Source organism: Bradyrhizobium sp. USDA 4503 (assembly GCF_054055815.1).
In genome coordinates this window covers 6,331,781-6,351,992 of sequence record NZ_JBSRXS010000001.1, presented here as the reverse complement: position 1 = coordinate 6,351,992, position 20,212 = coordinate 6,331,781, and the positions used below count along the sequence as shown (strand labels likewise).

Sequence of the window (20,212 nt, the reverse complement as noted above, 5' to 3'; positions counted from 1 at the left end):
GATACCCGGGGAATGCACCGGCGAAATCCCGCATATCGCTTGCGCTCATGCGGGCTACGAAGCCAGCCCCGACCTACTGCTCCCGCAGCATGATCAGCGGATCGGCGCTGTCCGGGACACGGCGCCACTGGGCGTTGTCGTCGGCCTCGAACTGCCAGGTCTCGCCTTTGGCCGACATCAGGATCATCTGGCCGTGATCGAGCCGCCACATGGTCGGGTTGAAGGAAGCGACCGCGGGATCGCATTTGCCCTTCAGGAACACCTGGAAATTGTCGTTGCCGGCGTCGGTGTTGGTCAGCACCAGCGTGCAGATCGCCTGGCCGTTGCCGCGCACCATCGACCAGTCGCCGATCATCTGGTCCATCGATTTGGCGAGCGAGCGCGCCGCGGCAAGGTTTTGCAGGATGTAGACGCCCTCGTTGGTGCGCATGCCTTCGAAGATGCCGGTTTCGACCTCGGTGAAATCGATCACGGTCTCGCCGGCGGCATTGTGCAGCCGCACGATGTCGCCGAGGCCCTTGATGCTCCAGCCGGTGATGTCCTTGGTGAAGGGCAGCGCGGCGGCGCAGGCGGGCTCGAGCTCGAGCTTGAAGCCTTGCGGCGCCGTATCGCCCTTCAGCGTCACGACGCAGGTCTTGCTGCGCTCGGTGGTGGCGAGCTCCCACTGCCCGATCATGTCCTTCTTCAACGTCGTGACGTCCTGCGCCGCTGCCGGACCGCACGCGGCCAGCAGCAGACACAGCACGGCATTGAAGCGGGACAACAACATCAGCGATCCTTGACCGGCGTTTCGGCAACCGGCGTCAGCGGCGGCTTGCCGGCGAACCAGTTCTTGATGTTGTCGACCACGAGCTGGTCCATCGCGTTGCGCGTCACCACCGAGGCCGAGCCGATATGCGGCAGCAGCACGACGTTCTGCATCGCCTTCAATTCGTCGGGCACGTTCGGCTCGGCCGCGAACACGTCGAGACCGGCGGCCAGGATGGTGCCGGACTTCAGCGCCGCGACCAGCGCCGGCTCGTCGACCACCGAGCCGCGCGCGACATTGATCAGCACGCCGCGGGGACCGAGCGCCTTCAAGACGTCGGCATTGATCATCTTCGCCGTCGAGGCGCCGCCCGGCACGATGACGATCAAGGTGTCGACCGCCTTCGCCATCTCGATCAGATCGGGATAGTGCTTGTAGGAGACGTCCTTGGACGGATTGCGCGAGTGATAGGACACCGGCACCCGCGACGCATCGAGCCGGCGCCCGATCGCCTGGCCGATCCGGCCCATGCCGACGATGCCGATCTTGCGGTCGCGCAGCGAGCCGACGCTGAGCGGATAATTCTGGGTCTGCCACAGGCCGGAGCGCACGTAGCGGTCGGCCTTGACGAATTCGCGCAACGTCGCGATCAACAGGCCCATCGCGACATCGGCGACCTCCTCGGTCAGTACGTCGGGCGTATTGGTGACCACGATATTGTGATCGCGCGCATAGGCAGAATCGACGTGGTCGTAGCCGACGCCGAAGCTGCCGACGATCTCGAGCTTCGGAAACATCGCCAGCGCGGTCTTGTCGGTCGCCATCGTGTGATAGGTGACGGCGATGCCGCGGATCTTGGCCAGCGTATCGGGCGTCAGCCGCTCGAGGTCGCCGCGGCTCTCGGCACGGTGCAGCACGTATTGATCGGGAAAGCCGTTTTCGAGGATTGGCCGGATCGGTCCATAGATCAACAGATCGATCTTTTCGGAAGAAATCGGGGCCATCAACTGTCCTTTCCTAACGCGCTTTCATGCCAACGCCGCAACAACAAATGCGAAACTAGCGCCAGCAACCCATAAATGACAATCCCGGCCAGCGATAGCAGCAGAAGTGCTGCGAACATGCGGGGAATATTCAGCCGGTAGCCTGATTCAGCGATCCGGAAGGCGAGGCCCGAGCCGGCGCCGGCGCTGCCCGCCGCGATCTCCGCGACCACGGCGCCGATCAGCGACAGCCCGCCGGCGATGCGCAGACCGCCGAGGATATAGGGCAGCGCCGCCGGCAGCTTCAGGAACAGCAGCGTCTGCAGCTGTGAGGCGCCATAAAGTTGAAACAATCCGGCGAGGTTGCGATCCACCGAATTGAGGCCGAGCGTCGTGTTCGACAGCACCGGAAAGAACGCCACGATCCAGGCGCAGACGATCACCGCGGTCTGCTGCTGCAGATAGATCAGGAGCAGCGGCGCGATCGCGATAACGGGCGTGACCTGCAGCACCACCGCATAGGGAAACAGCGAATACTCCAGCGATTTCGACTGGTTGAACAATAGCGCCAGCACGATGCCGCCGACTGCCGCGGCAACGAAGCCTTCGAGCGTGGTCAGCAGCGTGACGCCGAGCGATTGCGACAGGATAGGCCAGTCCGCAACCAGCGTCTTCAGCACCAATAGCGGGCTCGGCAGCACGTAAGGTTGGATGCCATAGCCGCGGACGATGGCTTCCCAGAGCAGGAGGCCAGCGGCGAACACCGCAAGCGGCAGCAGAAAACGGACGAGGTCTTGCGGAGATTTCATGCGCCCGCCTGCCCTGCATAGGATGGCGCCAACGCGCTGGAGACCTCGCGGCAGAACGCGGCGTATTCGGCCGAGGTGCGGAACTCCTCGCCGCGCGGTTCCGGCGAGGTGATGCGAAACTCGGCGCCGATCCGGCCCGGGCGCGCGGTCATCACGATCACGCGCTCGGAAAGATAGACCGACTCGAACACGGAGTGCGTCACGAAGATGACGGTCTTGTGCAGGGTGCGCCACAGCGACAGCAGGTCGTTGTTGAGGCGAAACCGCGTGATCTCGTCGAGCGCCGCGAACGGCTCGTCCATCAAGAGGACATCCGGATCGGTGACCAACGCGCGCGCCAGCGACACCCGCATCTTCATGCCGCCGGACAATTCGCGCGGATAGGCCGTCGCGAACTCCACAAGCCCGACCTGATCCAGCGCCGCATCGATGCGCGCATCGGCGTCGGTCGCAGGCAGCCGGGCAAGCTTCAGCGGCAGGCGGACATTGTCGCGCACGGTAGCCCACGGCATCAGGGTCGGCTCCTGAAATACGAAGCCGATGCGGTGGCTGCCGCGCTGCGCCGCGCCATGATGCGAGACCTCGACCGTGCCGGCGCTTGGCGTAGCGAGACCTGCAATGAGCCGCAGCGCGGTGGACTTGCCGCAACCGGAGGGCCCGAGTAGCGAGACGAACTCGCCATGCCTCACGTCGAGGTCGAGCGGCCCGAGTGCCCTCACGCCGCTGTCATAGGTCTTGCTGACGCCGCGCAGGCGCACGGCCGACGCTGCATCAGATCCAGACAACGCAGGCTCCGCCATCGCCCGTCCGCACCCGTCAGTTCTTCGGCCGGAGCTCGGCGCCGACCGCCTTGTTGACGAAGCGCAGCGTGTAGCCCTGGCGATAGTCGATGGCGCTCTTGACCACGCCGGCCCGCACCATCTTGTCGAAGAAGCTCGCCATCCGCTCGTCGGTCATGGCGCCGATGCCGTTCTTGATGGAATCGCCGGAATCGACGATGCCGTGCTCGCGCATCTTGGCGACGCAATAGGAGAGCAGCTCGTCGTTCATGTCGGGATTGAGCTTCTTGATCATCGCATTGCCGGCCGAGTTGTCACCGTAGACGTAGTGGTACCAGCCGACGATCGAGGCATCGACGAAACGCTGCACGAGGTCAGGCTTCTTGTCGACCAGGTCGCGGCGGGTCTCGATCAGCGTCGAGTAGGAGTTGAAGCCGTAATCGGCGAGCAGCAGCACGTTCGGCCTGAAGCCGGCGGCTTTCTCGACCGCGAAGGGCTCCGAGGTGACGTAGCCCTGCATCGCGGTCTGCTTGTTCACGATGAAAGGCTGCGGGTTGAAGGTGTAGGGCTTCACCTTGTTCTCGTCGAAGCCATATTCGGACTTCAGCCACTGGAAGTAGCTGGTGATGCCCTCCTTCGAAATCAAAAGCGTGAGCGGCTTCAGATCCTCGATCTTCGTGGCCTTGACCTCGGGATGGGTCAGGAAGACCTGGGGGTCCTTCTGGAACATGGCGGCGACGGCGACCAGCGGCACGTTGTTGGTGACGGCGTCGAAGGTCTGCAGCGAGTTCGCGCTCATGAAGAAGTCGAGCTTGCCCGCGATCAGCAGCATGCGGTTGTTCTCGTTGGGACCGCCGGGCACGATGGTGACGTCGAGGCCGTATTTCTTGTAGGTGCCGTCGGCGAGCGCCTGGAAGAACCCGCCATGCTCGCCCTCGGCGACCCAATTGGTGCCGAACGAGACCTTGTCCAAGGTCTGGGCCCGCGCGGGGGCAAGCGCCGCGGCAACGCAAAGCGCGGCGGTCAGAAGGCTTGTGGTTAACGCTCGCAGCAAAAAGGCCGGGATCATGGTTGGACTCCGTCGATCATTATGGCCCATGATGGAAGGCGGGAAGACGTGGACCGCGCCCGGAGACGCGAACCCGTTATGATGTTAAACAAACTAGCCTGCAAATCCATCCCGTGAAACGCTTGTATTGAAACGACCGGCTTGATGACTTCTCAGCTTCCGCCCCGCGACTGGACCGCCATCCACTGGCCCGATATCGCCAGGGATACGGCCGCGCGCTGGATTGCGGTGCTGCCGCTGGCCGCGACCGAGCAGCACGGGCCGCATCTGCCGCTCGGAACCGACGTCATGATCGGCGAGGCCTATCTTTCGCGGGTGCGAGAGTTGCTGCCGGCGCCCACTCCCGCCACGTTCCTGCCGTTGCAGCCGGTCGGCATCTCAACCGAGCACATCGATTTTCCGGGTACCTTGACCTTGCCGACCAACGTGGCGCTGAAGAGCTGGATGGCGCTCGGCGAGAGCGTGGCGCGCGCAGGCGTCAGGAAGCTCGTGATCGTGACCAGCCATGGCGGCAATTCCGCCGCGATGCAGCTGGTGGCGCAGGATCTGCGCGCGCACCATCAGATGCTGGTGGTAACCACGAGCTGGTCGCGCTTCGGCGCGCCCGACGGGCTGTTCGACGCCGGCGAACTGCGCCACGGCATCCATGGCGGCGCAGTCGAGACCTCGATCATGCTGGCGAAATATCCGCACGCCGTGCGCAAGGATGCGGTCGCGGACTTCAAGCCGGCCAGCGTGCGGATCGAGAAGGATCATCGCTTTCTGTCGACGCAGCGGCCGGCGCCGTTCGCCTGGCAGGCGCAGGACCTCAATCCGAGCGGCGCGATCGGCGATGCGACCAAGGCCTCGGCCGAGAAGGGCGAGAAGCTGATCGAGCACGGCGCGCGTGCGTTCTGCGAGCTGCTCGCCGATGTCGACAGGTTCGATCCCAGCGTATTTCGCGGCAAATGACCACGATTGCTTCGTCCTGACAAGCGCGACGAAACAATTCGCGAAACCATATTTCCGCCCCGATCTTCGAACCGGAACCGGACAGCCTCCGTCCAACGGGCATGCGGACCACACCGGCGCCGCCCACACAGGATGGAGTATTCCATGTCGATCAAGACCAAGTTCGCCGCCCTCGCCCTCACCGCGCTCGCCGTGACCGGCACCATCGCGTCCACGACGTCGCAGGCTGAAGCGAAGCCCTATGGCTGGGGCTGGGGCGTTGGCGCAGGTCTCGTCGGCGCCGCCGTTGTCGGCAGCGCAATCGCGGCCAGCGACGGCTATTACTACGGCGGTGGCTATCGGCGCTGCGGCTGGGTGCGCCAGTTCGACGCCTACGGCAATTACATCGGCCGCGTGCGCAGCTGCTCCTACTGATCGACGCAATTCCCAGGGTTGCGGATCCTGTGTTCGGCACGGGTCCTCATCCACCCCGTGCCGCAACCGACCCGTCCGGTGATCCCCCCGGGCGGGTCAATTCTTGAACGCGGCAATCACAGATACTTCGCGACCAGTCTGAAATCGCGTAGCACGGCTCGCCCTTTCGGCCCCGATGCCTTCAGCGTGTCCTCGAGGCTGTGCCCGATGTGATCGTGGATCAGCGCCTTCTTGGCGCTCTCGATCGCGCTCTCCACCGCCTGCAATTGCTGGGCGATCTGCGCACAGGGCCGGCCCTGCTCGATCATCTCGACGATGGTGTCGAGATGGCCGTTGGCGCGCTTCAGGCGCCTGGCGATCGCAGCGTGCGGATGGTCGTCGGACATCTGGCTCTCCTATCCTCCCCGGAGGATAACCGTGATCCTCCCCGGAGGATAGCGGAATCGGCTTGACAGGCCATTGTCGCGGGCGTAGTGCCCGATGATCGGAACGTTCGTTCCGCGCCGGGGGTTCTATCTCCGGAGACAAGTCGATCCACGAGCCAGCACAGAAGGCACATGGGCAGTAGCAACTCAGGCGACAGTAGTCCGGCGATGCCGGGACTGGTGACGCCGCAACACAGCAAGACTGATCGCGCAGATCTCGCCTGCGTGGACGGGTGGTCGCGCCCAAGCTGACCACTGCTCCTCACCGGCCTGCCGCGACCAGCGGAAGTGGAGGTGAGCGATGTTCGAAAAGCTCGCAAAATTCCGGCAAGCAAGCCCGCGGCGCGTTGTCGAGCCGCGGCGCATGCCGCCGCCGGCCGCCATTCATTGCAATGACAACCTGCCGGGCTTTCGCCGCCTGGCGGGCCGCCGCCGGCGTCCAACCCCGGCCTGTCATTGGGTCCTGATCGACGGCCGCCTGGAATGCCGTTGGATCGTCGACGACAGCGGCGGTGATCTCGATCAGCAGCGACGCGCCGCAGCGAAGCCACGGCTGTGCGCTTAGGCCGACCGTGAGGGCGGGCTTGATAACGACAGTGCTGGCCGCTCCCCTCTCCCCGTTCTTGCGGGGAGAGGGTTGGGGTGAGGGGCCGCCTCCGCGCACACGGTAATAGCTGAGTTCGCGAAAACTCCCCTCACCCGGATCGCATCTGATGATGCGATCCGACCTCTCCCCGCACGCGGGGCGAGGTGAAGCGGCGCCCGCTGCTCGGTCGGAAGTAGTTGTCTTGGTTTAGGAGGCCGACATGGACGAAGGACCTAGTTGCCCCGTTGCGCGGCATTCAGGCGCGGCAACGGGATTCTCGATCTGCATCACATCTGGAAATGCCGCTGCTCACGGCAGCGGAGACGTGCGCGCCTGACGACGCCTGCGTCCCTCCCGCCGTGCCGAAAGGCGGCGAGGAGACGCGAAATGACCGAAAGCAAGACCACACAAACCGCCATTCTCGACAGCGCGCATGCCGGCGACATCCACGGCGCGCTCGGCAGCATCGCTCGCGACGACACCGCGCCGCGCGCGACCTTGCTGGCCCGGCTGAAGACATTGCTGGCGATCGTCGGCCCCGGCCTGATCGTGATGGTCGGCGACAACGACGCCGGCGCGTTCGGCACCTATACCCAGGCCGGACAGAATTACGGCACCACGCTGCTGTGGACGCTTCTGCTGCTGATCCCGGTGCTCTACGTCAACCAGGAGATGGTGGTGCGGCTCGGCGCCGTCACCGGGGTCGGCCATGCGCGGCTGATCTTCGAGCGCTTCGGCAAGTTCTGGGGTGCCTTCAGCGTCATCGACCTCCTGGTATTGAACGCGCTGACCATTGTCACCGAGTTCATCGGCATCACGTTTGCACTTCATTTTCTCGGCGTCTCGCAGTTCTGGGGCGGGTTGGCCTCGGCTGTTATCGTGATGCTGGCGGTCTCGACTGGCGACTTCCGCCGCTTCGAACGCTTCGGCATCGCGCTGGTCGCAGGCAGCCTGCTGCTGGTACCCGTGATCCTGATGGTGCATCCGCCGGTCGGGCAGATCGCCTCCGACTTCTTCGTGCCGAAGATGCCGCAGGACGCCAAGCTCAGTGAGGTGATGCTGCTGATCGTCGCCATCGTCGGTACCACGGTGGCGCCGTGGCAATTGTTCTTCCAGCAGAGCTACATCGTCGACAAGCGGATCACGCCGCGTTTCATCCGCTATGAACGGATGGATCTATGCATCGGCATCGTGCTGGTCGTGGTCGGCGCGGTGGCGATGATCTCGTTCTGCGCGGCAGTGTTCGCAGGAAAGCCCGAATTCGGCAATTACACGGACGCGCTGGGGACCGCGGTCGGCCTCGAGACATATGCCGGCCGGCTGCCGGCGGTGCTGTTCGCCCTTGCGCTGCTCGATGCCTGCATCATCGGTGCTGCGGCAGTCTCCCTCGCGACCGCTTATGCGATCGGCGACGTGTTCGCGGTCAAGCACTCGCTGCACCGCAAGCCGTGGGACGCGAAGGGCTTCTACAGCGTCTATTGCGGCCTGATCGTGCTCGCGGCGGTGCTGGTGCTGACGCCGGGCACGCCGCTCGGACTATTGACCAACGCGGTGCAGACGCTGGCCGGCGTGCTGTTGCCGAGCGCGACCGTGTTCCTGCTGCTGCTGTGCAACGATCGCCACATCCTCGGGCCCTGGGTCAATTCGACCAAACTCAACCTGTTCACCGGCGCGGTGGTCGCGGGGCTGGTGATGCTGTCGGTGATCCTGACCGCCGCGGTGCTGTTCCCCCATCTCGGCGAGACGTGGATCATCGGCATCCTCGTCGGCGGCAGCGTGCTTGCGCTCGCGATCACGGCAGCCGTCAAGTTCTACGGGACGTCGTCGCGCCGCAACGCGTCCTTCCGCTTCAAGCGCAAGCCCTCGCTGGTCGACCGCGACAGCTGGCGGATGCCGCCGCTCGACCGGCGGCCGCCGGCGCGGCTCAGCCCGCTGAGCCGGATCTGGATGATCGTGCTGCGCGGCTATCTTGTCGTCGCCGCCGGCCTCGTGCTGCTGCGGATCGTCCAGCTCGCCACGGTGGGAGCGTGACCGCGCTCAGTCGCGGCCGGCGATGGGGCGCGATCGTGCTGCTCAGGCTGGCGAGCGCCATCCTGCGCGGCGCGGCCGCGCTCCACCGGAAACGCACAATCTCAAACGCCGGGCTGCGGACGGCGCTGTCGCTGGCGCGATGTATCGAACGGGCCGGCGCGCGGGTCGTGCTCGGCAGGGCATCGCAGCCGGCACTCATCAACACATAGGACGAGAACAATGGCGGCATCGATTGAACGGTCGGGTCGCGACCGGTTTGCCACGGACACGCAGCCGATCGCCGTCGATGTGGCCTGCCGCCTCGCGCTGTTACGTGACTGTCACGGTGGCGTGCAAATCGGAACGGTATTGGGTGCACCTCAGTTGCTATTGCGAATTATTTGCAATAAGCGACAGGGGATGCTAGGTGCTGATCTGGCTTTGGATGGGACGACACAGATCGGACCGGGGACGGCGGGCGATGATTTCAAATCTCGGGTGGCAAGCGGCCGCCAAATCTGCAGTGATGCCGGGCGAAACCGCCACTCGTTCGCGGAAAGCCGCGTCATGACCTGCGTCCGCCTCTTCCGGGTCCAGATCGCCGCCGGCGCAGCGCTCGGTGCGGCAACCTTCGGCGCGCCGGCGACCGCGGCCGATCTGGCGCTCAAATCCCCCGCCGCCAGGGCGGTCTACAGCTGGACCGGATTCTATGTCGGCGCCCATGTCGGCTATGGCGACGGCACGCTGGGCCCCGGCACCAATCCGATCCTGGAACAGGGCGTGTTCTTTCCGCCCACCATCACCGGCGGGATCGGCGGCTTCCAGGTCGGATACAACAGGGAATTCGCCAACCGCTTCGTGCTCGGCATCGAGGCGGATGCGACCTTCACCGGCCCGACCGACCTGCCGCGGCGGGTGCTCGGCCCCTTCAATTCGTCGATCGACTATGTCGGCACGCTGCGCGGCCGCGCCGGCTACTCTTTCGGCACCTGGATGCCTTACGTGACCGGCGGCTTCGCCTGGGGCCACAGCCAGGTTCGGGTCAACGACGCCGCGGGCGAGGTGATCTCGGAGCCCGGCCAGTACCAGACCGGCTGGACCGTCGGCGCCGGCGCCGAATTCGCGGTGAGCGGCAATTGGACCGCCAAGGTCGAATACGACTATGTCGACCTGTCGCGCCGCACGCTCGGCCTCAATGATTTCGGCCTGCCCGGCGTCAGCATCGACCCGCGCATCCATTTGCTGAAATTGGGCCTCAACTATCAGCTTGGCGACTCGCCATGGTCGGCAACGCCGACGCGCACCGCGCTGCCCGAATCGAGCGACTGGAGCGTGCACGGCCAGACGACGCTGCTGCCGCAGACCTATCCGTCCTTCCGCTCGCCCTATGCCGGCACCAACAGCCTTCCCGGCGCGGGGCAGTTGCAGCAGACCTGGACCACGACGGCGTTTCTCGGCGTGCGGCTCTGGGAAGGCGGCGAGTTCTACTTCAACCCGGAAACCGCGCAGGGCTTTGGCCTCAACGGCACGCTCGGCCTTGCCGGCTTCTCGAACGGCGAAGCCCAGAAGGCCGGCGCGCCGTTCCCGAAAATCCGGCCGCAGCGCTACTACTTCAAGCAGACCTTCGGCTTCGGCGGCGAGCAGGAAGACGTCGCCGACGGCCCGAACCAGATCGCCGGCAAGCGTGACATCGATCGCCTCACGCTCGTGGTCGGGCGCTTTGCGGTCGGCGATTTCTTCGACGGCAATTCCTACGCCAAGGACCCGCGCGCCGATTTCATGAACTGGGCGATGTGGGCGTCCGCCGCCTACGACTTCCCGGCCGACTTGCCCGGCTACACCCGCGGCGCCGTGGTCGAGCTCAACCGCAAGGATTGGGCGGTGCGCGCCGGCGTGTTCCAGGTGCCGAACGCGCCGAACAGCGACGTTCTGGTGTTCAACACCGGCGGCGCCGTGGTGGAATTCGAGGGCCGCTATTCGATCTTCGACCAGCCCGGCAAGCTGCGCGTCGGCGTGTTCGGCAACCGCGGCAACACCGGCAATTACGCCCAGGCGCTCGCGATCGAGGACGCCAATCCGGGGCTCGACATCAACGACGTGATGGCCGGCATCCGCAAGGACAATCTGAAATACGGCTTCTATCTGAACGGCGAGCAGCAGATCGCAAAGGATGTCGGCCTGTTCGGCCGCCTCAGCTGGAACGACGGCCGGACCGAGATCCTGTCGTTCACCGATGTCGATCGCAGCGTGTCGGGCGGCCTGTCGATCAAGGGCAGCAGGTGGGGACGGGCGAACGACACGATCGGCATCGGCGGCGCGATCAACGGGCTGTCATCAGCGCATCGCGACTACCTTGCCGCCGGCGGCCTCGGCCTGCTGATCGGCGACGGCGCGCTGAACTACAGCCCGGAGCGGATCTTCGAGACCTACTACGCCTATCAGGTGAACAAGAACCTGACGCTGACCGCGGACTATCAGTTCATCACCAACCCCGCCTACAACGCCGACCGCGGCCCGGTGCACATCTTCTCCGGCCGCATCCACGGCGAGTTCTGAACGCGCCATCTCTGGGTCCCGGCCTTCGCCGGGACGACAGCAAATTTGCCGCGCCGTTCTTGTCAATGATGTCTCGGAATTGGTTCGATAGAGCAAACGCCCTCTCCCCACTCAGATATATGTAGCCCCCCCGGGCTTGCCGCAAGCCCGGGGTCATCCCGTAGAACGCGCGCCCAATCGAACGGAGGAGTGCGGGATGCGGAAACATGCTGTCGTGATTGCCGGCGGAGGTCCGACCGGGCTGATGCTGGCGGGCGAGTTGGCGCTGGCGGGAATAGATGTTGCGATTGTCGAGCGGCGCGCGAGGGAGGACCTGATCGGCGCGCGGGCCGGCGGCCTGCACGCGCGCACCATCGAGGTGCTCGATCAGCGCGGCATCGGCGACCGATTCGTCGCGCTGGGAACGCGCCATCCGGCGGTGCTGTTCCATTCGCACCTGGTTCCGCTTGAGATCACCGACTTTCCGACCCGGCGCAATTTCACGCTGGGGCTCCGGCAGAACCATATCGAGCGCCTGCTCGGCGAATGGGTCGGCGAACTGGCGGTGCCGATTATCCGCGCGCGCGACGTGACCGGCTTCACGCAGGACGACGCCGGCGTCGACGTCGAACTGTCGGATGGCCAATTGCTCCGGGCACAGTATCTCGTCGGCTGCGACGGCGGCCGGAGCCTCGTCCGCAAAGCGGCCGGCATCGAATTCGCCGGGTGGGATCCGACCACGAGCTGGCTGATTGCCGAGGCCGAGATGGCGGGCGAGCCGGAATGGGGCTTTCGCCAGCACGACACCGGCACCTCGGCGATCGGCAAGGCGGACGCTGGCGGGCGGGTGCGGCTGGTGCTGGCCGAGCGGCAACTCGGCACCGACCGGGAGCCGACCCTGCGCGACGTCAGCGAGGCGCTGGTCGCCGCGTACGGCACCGATTTCGGCATCCACAGTCCGGGCTGGATCTCGCGCTTCACAGACATGACCCGGCAGGCCGTGACCTACCGCAAACAGCGCGTGCTGCTGGCCGGCGATGCCGCCCATGTGCATCCACCGATGGGCGGCCAGGGCCTCAATATCGGCGTGCAGGACGCGGTGAACCTGGGCTGGAAGCTGGCCCAGGTGGTCAAGCAGATCGCGCCGGACAGCCTGCTCGACACCTACGAAGCCGAACGGCATCCGGTGGCGGCCCGCGTGCTGCGCAACACCATGGCGCATGTCGCGCTCAACCGCACCGATCCGCGCACCAAGGCGTTGAACGAGATCGTCTCCGACCTTCTGCGCATGGACGTGCCGTGCAAATGCTTTGCCGCGATGATGTCCGGCCTCGATCTTCACTACGATCTTGGCGACGGCCATCCGCTGCTCGGACGCCGCATGCCCGATCTCGATCTGGTCACCGCCAACGGCCCGGCGCAGGTCTTCGCGCTGCTGCAGCGGGCACGGCCGGTTCTGCTGAATTTCGGCGAGCCCGGCGGCATCGCCATCGCGGGATGGACCGACCGGGTTCAGCTGGTCGATGCCGAGTATCGCGGCGCATGGGAGCTTCCCGCGCACGGCACGGTTTCGGCCCCGATCGCGGTGCTGGTGCGGCCCGATGGCTACGTGGCGTGGGTTGGCGAGCGAACGCAGGCCGGCCTAACCGAGGCGCTGACCAAATGGTTCGGCGCGTCCGCTGGTACGTAATGAGCGTAGCCCGGATGGAGCGCAGCGTAATCCGGGATCGGTCGATCCGCACAGAGAGTGGTCCCGGATTGCGCTGCGCTTCATCCGGGCTACGGATTTGCCGCCCCCTACCCCGCCGGCTGGAACGAATCCGCGCGCGCCATCGCCCAGGCGTCGCGGAAGCGGCGGTCCTGGGTGCCTTCGAGCAGTTCGCCGGGGCGCAGCGTCGGATAGAGCTCGGCGAAGGAAGAGACCTCGGTGGTCGAACTCCGCTGCGAGAAGTGGATCGGGCGCAGCTCCTTGGTGTGCTCGAGGCCGGCGGCGGCGAGCAGCTCGGTCAGCGCGTGCAGGGTCGAGTGGTGGTAGTTGTACACGCGGTCGATCTTGTCGGGCACGTAGAGCGCGCGGTTGCGGATCGGGTCCTGCGAGGTGACGCCGGTCGGACAGCGATCGGTGTGGCAGCTCAGGGACTGAATGCAGCCGAGCGCGAACATGAAGCCGCGCGCCGAATTGCACCAGTCGGCCCCGATCGCCATCGCGCGCGCCATGTCGAACGCGGTCGCGATCTTGCCGGAGGCACCGATCTTGATGCGATCGCGCGCGCCGATGCCGATCAGCGCGTTGTGGACGAAATTGACGCCCTCGCGCATCGGCATGCCGAGATGGTCCATGAACTCGAGCGGCGCGGCGCCGGTGCCGCCTTCATTGCCGTCGACCACGATGAAGTCGGGATAGAGGCCGCTCTCGTGCATCGCCTTGCAGATCGCCAGGAATTCCCAGGGATGGCCGATGCACATCTTGAAGCCGGCCGGCTTGCCGCCGGACAGCTTGCGCATCCGGGCGACGAATTCCATCATCTGCAGCGGCGTCGAGAACGCCTTGTGATAGGCCGGCGAGATGCAGTCCTCGCCCATCGGTACGCCCCGGATCTTGGAGATCTCCTCGGAAACCTTCGCCGCCGGCAGCACGCCGCCATGGCCGGGCTTGGCACCCTGGCTGATCTTGAGCTCGACCATCTTGATCTGATCGTCGCCCGCGACGCTCGCGAAGAGATCCGGATTGAAGGTGCCGTCGCGGTTGCGGCAGCCGAAATAGCCGGAGCCGATCTCCCAGATGATGTCGCCGCCCATCTCGCGGTGATAGGGGCTGACACCGCCCTCGCCGGTGTCGTGGGCGAAGCCACCCTTCTTGGCGCCGGCATTGAGCGCCCGCACCGCGTTCGGGCTCAGCGCGCCAAAGCTCATCGCCGAGATGTTGAAGACCGAGGCTGAATACGGCCTGGTGCAGTCGGGGCCGCCGATGGTGATGCGGAATTTCTGGTCGGCACGCGGCTTCGGCGCCACCGAGTGGTGCATCCACTCATAGCCCTCGCGATAGACGTCCTCCTGGGTGCCGAATGGCCGCTTGTCGAGCACCATCTTGGCACGCTGATAGACCACCGCGCGGGTGTCGCGGGAGAACGGCATGCCGTCCTTCTCGCTCTCGAAGAAATATTGCCGCATCTCCGGGCGGATTTCCTCGAGCAGGAAGCGGACATGCGCCGAGATCGGGTAGTTGCGCAGCACCGCGTGGTTCTTCTGGGTGAGGTCGCGAATGCCGAGCAATGTCAACGCGCCGAAGATGACCAGCGGGATCAGGACGATCCTGAAGACCTTGTGATCGAAAATTCCAACCAGCAGCAGGAGCGCGGTGACGACGGCGCAGATGGTCAGCACGATGAAGCGCGGCGAGAACGGAAGCAGCACTGTATCCATGAAATTCCTCCGGTCTGCCCAAATGACCTGTCGGCCGCGAGCCTAATCCAACTCGCGGAACAAGTGCACTACGGTTATACGGCCGAGCAGTCACAGATGTGACAACCGCCCGAATGGGCGGGTGCGGATACCGGTCAAACTAAAACGAAATCGACTTTTGCACTGCAACGAAGGGGAGCGCATGCGATAACCTGCCGTCGCAGGGCGCGCTGCCAAAATATCGAAAACAACCCCATGCAAAGGAGCCGGCGACGTGCCGGCGCTCGACCAGGCACCTTGACACGTCGGGCAAATCAGCGGCATTATTCTATTATCCCGAAATCGTGATGTGAATCTGCGGCTCCTCCAACCCGTCATCCCTGCCTGGTGCGCAATTGCGCACGGGAGCAGGGACCCATACGCCGCGGCGGACCTTCATCGATCACGCCGATCGAGACACCTTCATCGCCAAATTCGTCCACGACTACAATCGAACCAGGCTCAAATGCCTCCGCTACCAGGCCCCAATGCGGGCCCTCGCCAATCATACGGGACCAAACACTTTCGCAGGGACGACGATGGGGATGGTTCTCGATTCGAGGCGTCGCACCACGCGGTGTCATCACCCGCGCATGTGAGTGCGCTTGCAGAGGAGATGAGGAGAGAGCACCGTTCGCCTAATGCTCGTGCGGCTGCAATTCGTGCGGGATGTGGCCAGGCTTCAGGCCGTCGCCGTCGAGCCAGGCGTTGGTGGTGTCGAGCGCCCGCGTGATATGATCCGAGGTCCGGGAGAAATCGTAGGGCGAGCCGACCAGCGGGCAGAGCGGCGGCACCACGAAGTACTCGACATCGGGCCCGATGTTCTCGAGCTCGTTGACGAGCTGCCGCGCGATCAGGAGCGTCAGTGCGTGCAGGGCATTGGCGAGCGCGCCGACCGGCGGCGCCTGGTTGGCGCAGGCATGCCCGGTCGGCAGCACAATCAGCCGTTTGGCGCCGTGCCTGACCGCGACGCGGACCGGCGTGTTGCTGGAGATCGCGCCATCGGCCAGGAAACGATCGCGGTAATGCACCGGCGTGAACGCGCCGGGGATCGCGGTCGATGCGACGATCGCCTCGGCGGTCGAACCTTCCGACAGCACCACGCTGTCGCCGCTGATGATGTCTGTGGTGACGATGTGGATCGGGATCCGCGCGTCCTCGAGATTGCGGAACGGGATGTAATCGTCGATCAGCTTGCGGACGCCGTCATGCGGGATCAGGAAGTCACGCCGCCACAGGAAGCTCACCAGCGTCCGCCAGGTCACCGGAAACACGTCCTGACGGCTGAGGCCGCGCCAGATCTCGGCCAACCGCGCGACGCCCGAGACCGTCGGGTCGCCGGCGTAGAACGCGCCGTTCAGTGCGCCGACGCTGGAGCCGACCACCATGTCGGCAACCACGCCATGCGCGGCCAGCGCCTGCAGCATACCGACCTGGATCGCGCCAAAGCTGCCGCCGCCGGCAAACACAAAGGCGGTTTTCGGTGCATCCGGATCGGTGATGGACAAGGTTCTGCTCCCAAATCGCCGCGTTCGCGCAAAGGCCGCGCGGCGTTGGGGGCGTTATAGCAGCGTGGCAATGGTGCGCACTACAAACACCATCGTCGTCCCGGCCTAGTCTAGTGAGCAATTGCGCACGGGGCCGGGGCCCATAACCACAAATGCAAAAGGCTGAAGCCCGGCGGGGCCTCAGCCTTCGTCCAATCAGCAACGGTGGTTATGGGTCCCGGGTCGCGCTTCGCTTGCCCGGGACGACACCGGTTAGCGCTCGACGAACGCCTTCTCGATCACGAAGTGACCGGGAGTGTTGCCGCTGCCTTCCTTGAAGCCGCGCGTCTCGAACAGCTGCTTCAGCTCTTCCAGCATCGCCGGGCTGCCGCACATCATGATGCGATCGGTCTCGATGTCGAGCGGGCCCTGATGCAGGTCACTGAACAGCTGGTTGGAGGTGATCAGATCGGTGATGCGGCCGCGGTTGCGGAACGGCTCGCGCGTCACGGTCGGGTAGTACGAGAGCTTCTCGGACAGCAGCGGCCCGAACAGCTCGTCGTCGCGCAGCTTGGCGACCAGCTCCTCGCCATAGGCGAGCTCGGAGACCTGACGGCAGCCATGCACCAGCAGGATCTGATCGTAGCGATCATAGACCTCGGGGTCCTTGATCAGGCTGGCGAACGGGGCGAGGCCGGTGCCGGTCGACAGCAGCATCAGCCGCTTGCCGGGAATCAGGTTGTCGGTGATCAGCGTGCCGGTCGCCTTGCGGCCGACCAGGATGGTGTCGCCCTCGCGGATCTTCTGCAGCTTGGAGGTGAGCGGGCCGTCCTGCACCTTGATCGAGAAGAACTCGAGCTCTTCCTCGTGATTGGCGCTCGCCATCGAATAGGCGCGCAGCAGCGGCCTGCCGTCGACCTCAAGGCCGATCATGGCAAACTGCCCGTTCTGGAAGCGGAAACCGGAATCGCGGGTCGCCCGGAAGCTGAAAAGCGTATCGGTCCAGTGCTGAACGGAAAGAACTTTCTCTCGATAGAACGCGCTCATGGGTTTTCGTTTTCTCGACTGACCAGAATTAGAATGGTTTGATTTCTAGACGGCTCGCGACGGCGCGGAAGTGGCCGAAATCACTGAAGATCTCGCGTGTCCATTGCGCCAATGCAGGAGATAGTCAAGATCAACTGGCGTGCAATTGCGATCTCAGAATGGCAGTCGTTCGATTTCGCGCAGAGGTTCAACGACGTCATCGTTAACACGTGGCGCTGTACGTAATTTACTTGCTGAGATCGGCATCGATCTGGCAATTAATTGCTACAAAAACCGCGGTGAAGGGAAAATGATCTCGTGGTCCTGATCAGCCAGCGAATCTTCCTGGAAACCATCAAAAAATATTGTTTGGCGCACGCGATTGCGGTCGAGGTGCGGTCCGGCGGCTGGCTGGTCACCATGACCAAGGGCAACGCGCGGCGGCTCGCGATCGGCTACGACGTCGGGCTGAACAGCGCGGTCGCGCATCAGGTCGCCAACGACAAATCGGCCTGCGCGGACGTGCTGGCATCGGCCGGCGTCCCCGTCATTCCGCATACGCTGTTTTTGGGCGCGAAGCTCAGCAAGCACATCCCGGGATCGGGCTCGCTGGACGCGATGCAGCGTCTGCTCGAGCAGCATCCGCAGGGGCTCGTCATCAAACCCAATGAGGGGACCTCCGGCGAGCTCGTGTTCCGCGTGACGACGCGGGCGCAATTGGAGACCGCGGTCGCGCGCGTCCTTGCCGCACATCCAAGTCTCGCCATCTCGCCCTATGTCGAGATCGTGGACGAGGTGCGCGTCGTGCTGCTCGATGCGCGCGCGCTGATCGTCTACGGCAAGGCGCGCCCGTCGGTGACTGGCGACGGCATCCAGTCGCTGCGCGCGCTGGCGCAGGCGAGCGCGACGGCCGAGCAACTCAAGACCATCACCGAGGATTTCGATGCCGCCGCGCTCGACGCCGTTCCGCCCGCCGGCGAACGGCTTCTGCTGAACTGGCGGCACAACCTCGAAGCCGGCGCGGAGCCCGTGCTGCTCGCCGATGACGCAATGCGCGAGGCCTGCGTCGCGCTCGCGATCAAGGCCGCGCAGGCCGTCGGCATCCGCTTCGCCTCGATCGACGTCGTGCGCACGGATGGCGCGTGGAAAATCCTCGAGGTGAACTCCGGGGTGAAGATGGAAGCGCTGGGGCGCCGGCATCCGGCGTTGGTCGAGGCGGCGTATTCGGCGGCGCTGGACGAAGTGTTCGCGTAGCGTTTCCCTGCCCGACGACCCAGGCTCGCCGGCGCGATCCTGCACTGTGAGCGCCCGATCAGTCTTGCGGGTGCTCCTTTTCATAGGCGGCGACGATCAATTCCGATTGCTCGACCTGTGCCATGAGACGGTCGATCTCGGCTTGCGTCTCCGGAAACACGTCAGCCCCCGCCGTATTTCCGGATTGCAATTCCGCGATCAGTTCCCGGTTCTTCGCAATCTGCTCCCGGTGCCAATCGATTTCGGGATCGTCTTGCATGGGCCACCCGTCGGCGAGATCTACGACGCCAGCTCTCGCAGCAGCATGGGTGGATAAACCGGCTTCTCGAAAAACTTGACGCCCTCAGGCAGCGCGCTGTCCGGGGGCCGGCCCGAGATGACCATAACGCGCACGCCCGGGTCGCAATCGACGGCCAAGCGTGCAAGCTCGACGCCATCCATTTTGCCCATGAGCTTGATATCGGTAACCACCAGCGACGGATGACGCATCTTGATGGCCAGCGCTGCCGTCTCGGCGTCTTCGCACTGGATGACGTCGAAATGGCCTTCTTCCAACAACAGCGCAATCATGTCGCGCTGGATCGTGTCGTCTTCGACCACAATTGCTATTTGACGAATTGGTCTCGCGTAAGCCATGGCGACCTCCGAACGATCAACCAGAGTTAATGATCGAGGACGCTGATGGTTCTGGTTCCCGCTTCATGAGGGACTGTTCCGGCAGACCTTTGCAGGTTCCGTGCGGAACAACTTTGCAGGTTTCAGCGTCATCGATGGGCGACAAGCCGGACGAGCCGAATGGTTCGGGCCTGAGCAAGGGAATTCTTGCGAGATAGTGCCAGGAGGCAGAGCTCATGAAGAACGCTGTGCAGTCGGATCAGGATCCTTGCGAACCCCACGGGACTGACGTGACGGCCGGCGCGACAGGCTATGCGTCCTCTCGACGATTGATCGAGGATCAGGCGCTTAAACGACCCGCGCTCGCCAAGCGGCCCAGGATGCAGCACGAGACGACCGATCCGCTCCGCGCTCGCCTGCCGCACGACGTCATTTCCGAAATGGAAGCAGAGCTGAAGCAACAGGTCGATCGAATCGTCGCCGAACGACATTAGCCGGTGAAGCGACGAGTTCGCAGACCGCAACAGCCGAATCTTGCCTGCCGATGATGCTCCAGAGATCGCGGCGCGTGGACACTCGAAGGAAGATCCCGCCGGATCGACGGAGCTTTGATGGGAGCGATTCTTGGGCGCGCGGTTTTCCAGGTCATGGTTGTTCTGGCGGCGGTCGGCATCGTTGCCCTCGCATGCATGGCGGTTCGCGGCGGCTGACGCGGAGGCGGCGGTACAGCCGGCACCGAAGTTCTGACCGTCATTTTGATCGATTCAGCGCCTTGCTCATCCTACGCAAGGGAGTACGCTTCCCTGCATTGATTGATCCGGAAACAGATTATGCGCAAACTTCTTTTGAGCTTCGTCGCACTCGCGGCGTTCGCCGCCGCCTTCAATCCTCCGGCCGCCAACGCGGTGTTTTGGCGCGGCGTCACGGCGCCGACGAATATCGACATCCACGGCTACCCGATCATCAAGGAGCCGCCTCCGAGCACATGCCAGTTGATCCATGTAAACGGATACTGGGTCCGGCAGTGCCTGGATTTGTCGCGGCGCTATTGGCGGTGAACGGCGCGCACCGGGCTTTCCG

General features: G+C 64.6%; 21 protein-coding genes. 10 read left to right on the top strand and 11 right to left on the bottom strand.

From position 1 onward, the window contains the following. Positions 1 to 73: 73 nt before the first annotated feature. Genes ACVMIH_RS30170 through ACVMIH_RS30150 form a run of 5 tightly spaced genes read right to left on the bottom strand, consistent with a single transcriptional unit; the run spans position 74 to position 4,388 of the window. Complete coding sequence (locus ACVMIH_RS30170) at positions 74 to 769, bottom strand: AprI/Inh family metalloprotease inhibitor (protein WP_456864397.1); 696 nt, start codon at positions 767 to 769, stop codon at positions 74 to 76. After that, positions 769 to 1,752, bottom strand: coding sequence for a 2-hydroxyacid dehydrogenase (locus ACVMIH_RS30165; protein WP_092083215.1), 984 nt, complete (start codon positions 1,750 to 1,752; stop codon positions 769 to 771). Before ACVMIH_RS30165 ends, ACVMIH_RS30170 begins: the two co-directional genes overlap by 1 nt. Beyond that, a complete protein-coding gene (locus tag ACVMIH_RS30160) occupies positions 1,752 to 2,540 on the bottom strand; it encodes an ABC transporter permease (RefSeq protein ID WP_456864395.1) in 789 nt (262 codons plus the stop codon). The genes ACVMIH_RS30165 and ACVMIH_RS30160 overlap by 1 nt, the downstream gene beginning before the upstream one ends. Further along, a complete protein-coding gene (locus tag ACVMIH_RS30155) occupies positions 2,537 to 3,340 on the bottom strand; it encodes an ABC transporter ATP-binding protein (RefSeq protein ID WP_456864393.1) in 804 nt (267 codons plus the stop codon). Before ACVMIH_RS30155 ends, ACVMIH_RS30160 begins: the two co-directional genes overlap by 4 nt. Positions 3,341 to 3,356: 16 nt before the next feature. Next, on the bottom strand, positions 3,357 to 4,388 hold the full coding sequence (locus ACVMIH_RS30150) for an ABC transporter substrate-binding protein (protein WP_316398320.1): 1,032 nt from the start codon (positions 4,386 to 4,388) through the stop codon (positions 3,357 to 3,359). A 144-nt stretch (positions 4,389 to 4,532) separates the two neighbouring features. Here ACVMIH_RS30150 and ACVMIH_RS30145 point away from each other — a divergent pair, with 144 nt between their 5' ends. Beyond that, the gene (locus tag ACVMIH_RS30145; RefSeq protein WP_456864390.1) at positions 4,533 to 5,339 is read left to right on the top strand and encodes a creatininase family protein; all 807 of its coding nucleotides are present in this window, start codon (positions 4,533 to 4,535) and stop codon (positions 5,337 to 5,339) included. A gap of 144 nt (positions 5,340 to 5,483) precedes the next feature. Beyond that, positions 5,484 to 5,753 (top strand): hypothetical protein, encoded by a 270-nt coding sequence (locus tag ACVMIH_RS30140; RefSeq protein WP_057020179.1) that lies wholly within the window; start codon positions 5,484 to 5,486, stop codon positions 5,751 to 5,753. 116 nt (positions 5,754 to 5,869) lie between these two features. Here ACVMIH_RS30140 and ACVMIH_RS30135 read toward each other — a convergent pair whose 3' ends face one another. Then, the gene (locus tag ACVMIH_RS30135; protein ID WP_057020119.1) at positions 5,870 to 6,139 is read right to left on the bottom strand and encodes a metal-sensing transcriptional repressor; all 270 of its coding nucleotides are present in this window, start codon (positions 6,137 to 6,139) and stop codon (positions 5,870 to 5,872) included. 340 nt (positions 6,140 to 6,479) lie between these two features. Here ACVMIH_RS30135 and ACVMIH_RS30130 point away from each other — a divergent pair, with 340 nt between their 5' ends. The 5 genes from ACVMIH_RS30130 to ACVMIH_RS30110 all read left to right on the top strand — a co-directional run bounded on the left by ACVMIH_RS30130 (position 6,480) and on the right by ACVMIH_RS30110 (position 12,999). Beyond that, complete coding sequence (locus ACVMIH_RS30130; RefSeq protein WP_057020120.1) at positions 6,480 to 6,743, top strand: hypothetical protein; 264 nt, start codon at positions 6,480 to 6,482, stop codon at positions 6,741 to 6,743. 408 nt (positions 6,744 to 7,151) lie between these two features. Next, a complete protein-coding gene (locus ACVMIH_RS30125; protein WP_456864388.1) occupies positions 7,152 to 8,795 on the top strand; it encodes an NRAMP family divalent metal transporter in 1,644 nt (547 codons plus the stop codon). Next, the gene (locus ACVMIH_RS30120) at positions 8,792 to 9,004 is read left to right on the top strand and encodes a hypothetical protein (RefSeq protein ID WP_057020122.1); all 213 of its coding nucleotides are present in this window, start codon (positions 8,792 to 8,794) and stop codon (positions 9,002 to 9,004) included. Before ACVMIH_RS30125 ends, ACVMIH_RS30120 begins: the two co-directional genes overlap by 4 nt. Before the next feature lie 337 nt (positions 9,005 to 9,341). Further along, complete coding sequence (locus ACVMIH_RS30115) at positions 9,342 to 11,330, top strand: carbohydrate porin (protein WP_057020180.1); 1,989 nt, start codon at positions 9,342 to 9,344, stop codon at positions 11,328 to 11,330. A 196-nt stretch (positions 11,331 to 11,526) separates the two neighbouring features. Next, on the top strand, positions 11,527 to 12,999 hold the full coding sequence (locus ACVMIH_RS30110; protein ID WP_456864386.1) for an FAD-dependent monooxygenase: 1,473 nt from the start codon (positions 11,527 to 11,529) through the stop codon (positions 12,997 to 12,999). A gap of 107 nt (positions 13,000 to 13,106) precedes the next feature. Here ACVMIH_RS30110 and ACVMIH_RS30105 read toward each other — a convergent pair whose 3' ends face one another. The 3 genes from ACVMIH_RS30105 to ACVMIH_RS30095 form a co-directional block, all read right to left on the bottom strand. Continuing rightward, on the bottom strand, positions 13,107 to 14,732 hold the full coding sequence (locus tag ACVMIH_RS30105; protein ID WP_456864384.1) for an FMN-binding glutamate synthase family protein: 1,626 nt from the start codon (positions 14,730 to 14,732) through the stop codon (positions 13,107 to 13,109). Positions 14,733 to 15,388: 656 nt separating this feature from the next. Further along, positions 15,389 to 16,258, bottom strand: coding sequence for a patatin-like phospholipase family protein (locus tag ACVMIH_RS30100; RefSeq protein ID WP_082654003.1), 870 nt, complete (start codon positions 16,256 to 16,258; stop codon positions 15,389 to 15,391). A gap of 252 nt (positions 16,259 to 16,510) precedes the next feature. Beyond that, positions 16,511 to 17,284: a ferredoxin--NADP reductase gene (locus ACVMIH_RS30095; RefSeq protein ID WP_076832718.1), complete on the bottom strand. Its 774-nt coding sequence runs from the start codon at positions 17,282 to 17,284 to the stop codon at positions 16,511 to 16,513. A gap of 297 nt (positions 17,285 to 17,581) precedes the next feature. On the opposite strand from ACVMIH_RS30095, the gene ACVMIH_RS30090 reads away from it, so the two are divergent. Beyond that, positions 17,582 to 18,517 (top strand): ATP-grasp domain-containing protein, encoded by a 936-nt coding sequence (locus ACVMIH_RS30090; protein WP_456864382.1) that lies wholly within the window; start codon positions 17,582 to 17,584, stop codon positions 18,515 to 18,517. 58 nt (positions 18,518 to 18,575) lie between these two features. On the opposite strand, the gene ACVMIH_RS30085 is transcribed toward ACVMIH_RS30090, so the two are convergent. Together ACVMIH_RS30085 and ACVMIH_RS30080 are read right to left on the bottom strand one after the other, a co-directional pair. After that, complete coding sequence (locus tag ACVMIH_RS30085; protein ID WP_057020127.1) at positions 18,576 to 18,776, bottom strand: hypothetical protein; 201 nt, start codon at positions 18,774 to 18,776, stop codon at positions 18,576 to 18,578. Positions 18,777 to 18,796: 20 nt separating this feature from the next. Beyond that, positions 18,797 to 19,153 carry a response regulator gene (locus ACVMIH_RS30080; protein ID WP_076832727.1) on the bottom strand — a complete coding sequence of 119 codons (357 nt, stop codon included), beginning with the start codon at positions 19,151 to 19,153 and terminating at the stop codon, positions 18,797 to 18,799. Positions 19,154 to 19,368: 215 nt separating this feature from the next. Here ACVMIH_RS30080 and ACVMIH_RS30075 point away from each other — a divergent pair, with 215 nt between their 5' ends. Next, positions 19,369 to 19,626: a hypothetical protein gene (locus ACVMIH_RS30075; RefSeq protein ID WP_057020129.1), complete on the top strand. Its 258-nt coding sequence runs from the start codon at positions 19,369 to 19,371 to the stop codon at positions 19,624 to 19,626. A 336-nt stretch (positions 19,627 to 19,962) separates the two neighbouring features. Continuing rightward, positions 19,963 to 20,190, top strand: coding sequence for a hypothetical protein (locus ACVMIH_RS30070; protein WP_028337614.1), 228 nt, complete (start codon positions 19,963 to 19,965; stop codon positions 20,188 to 20,190). Positions 20,191 to 20,212 lie beyond the last annotated feature (22 nt).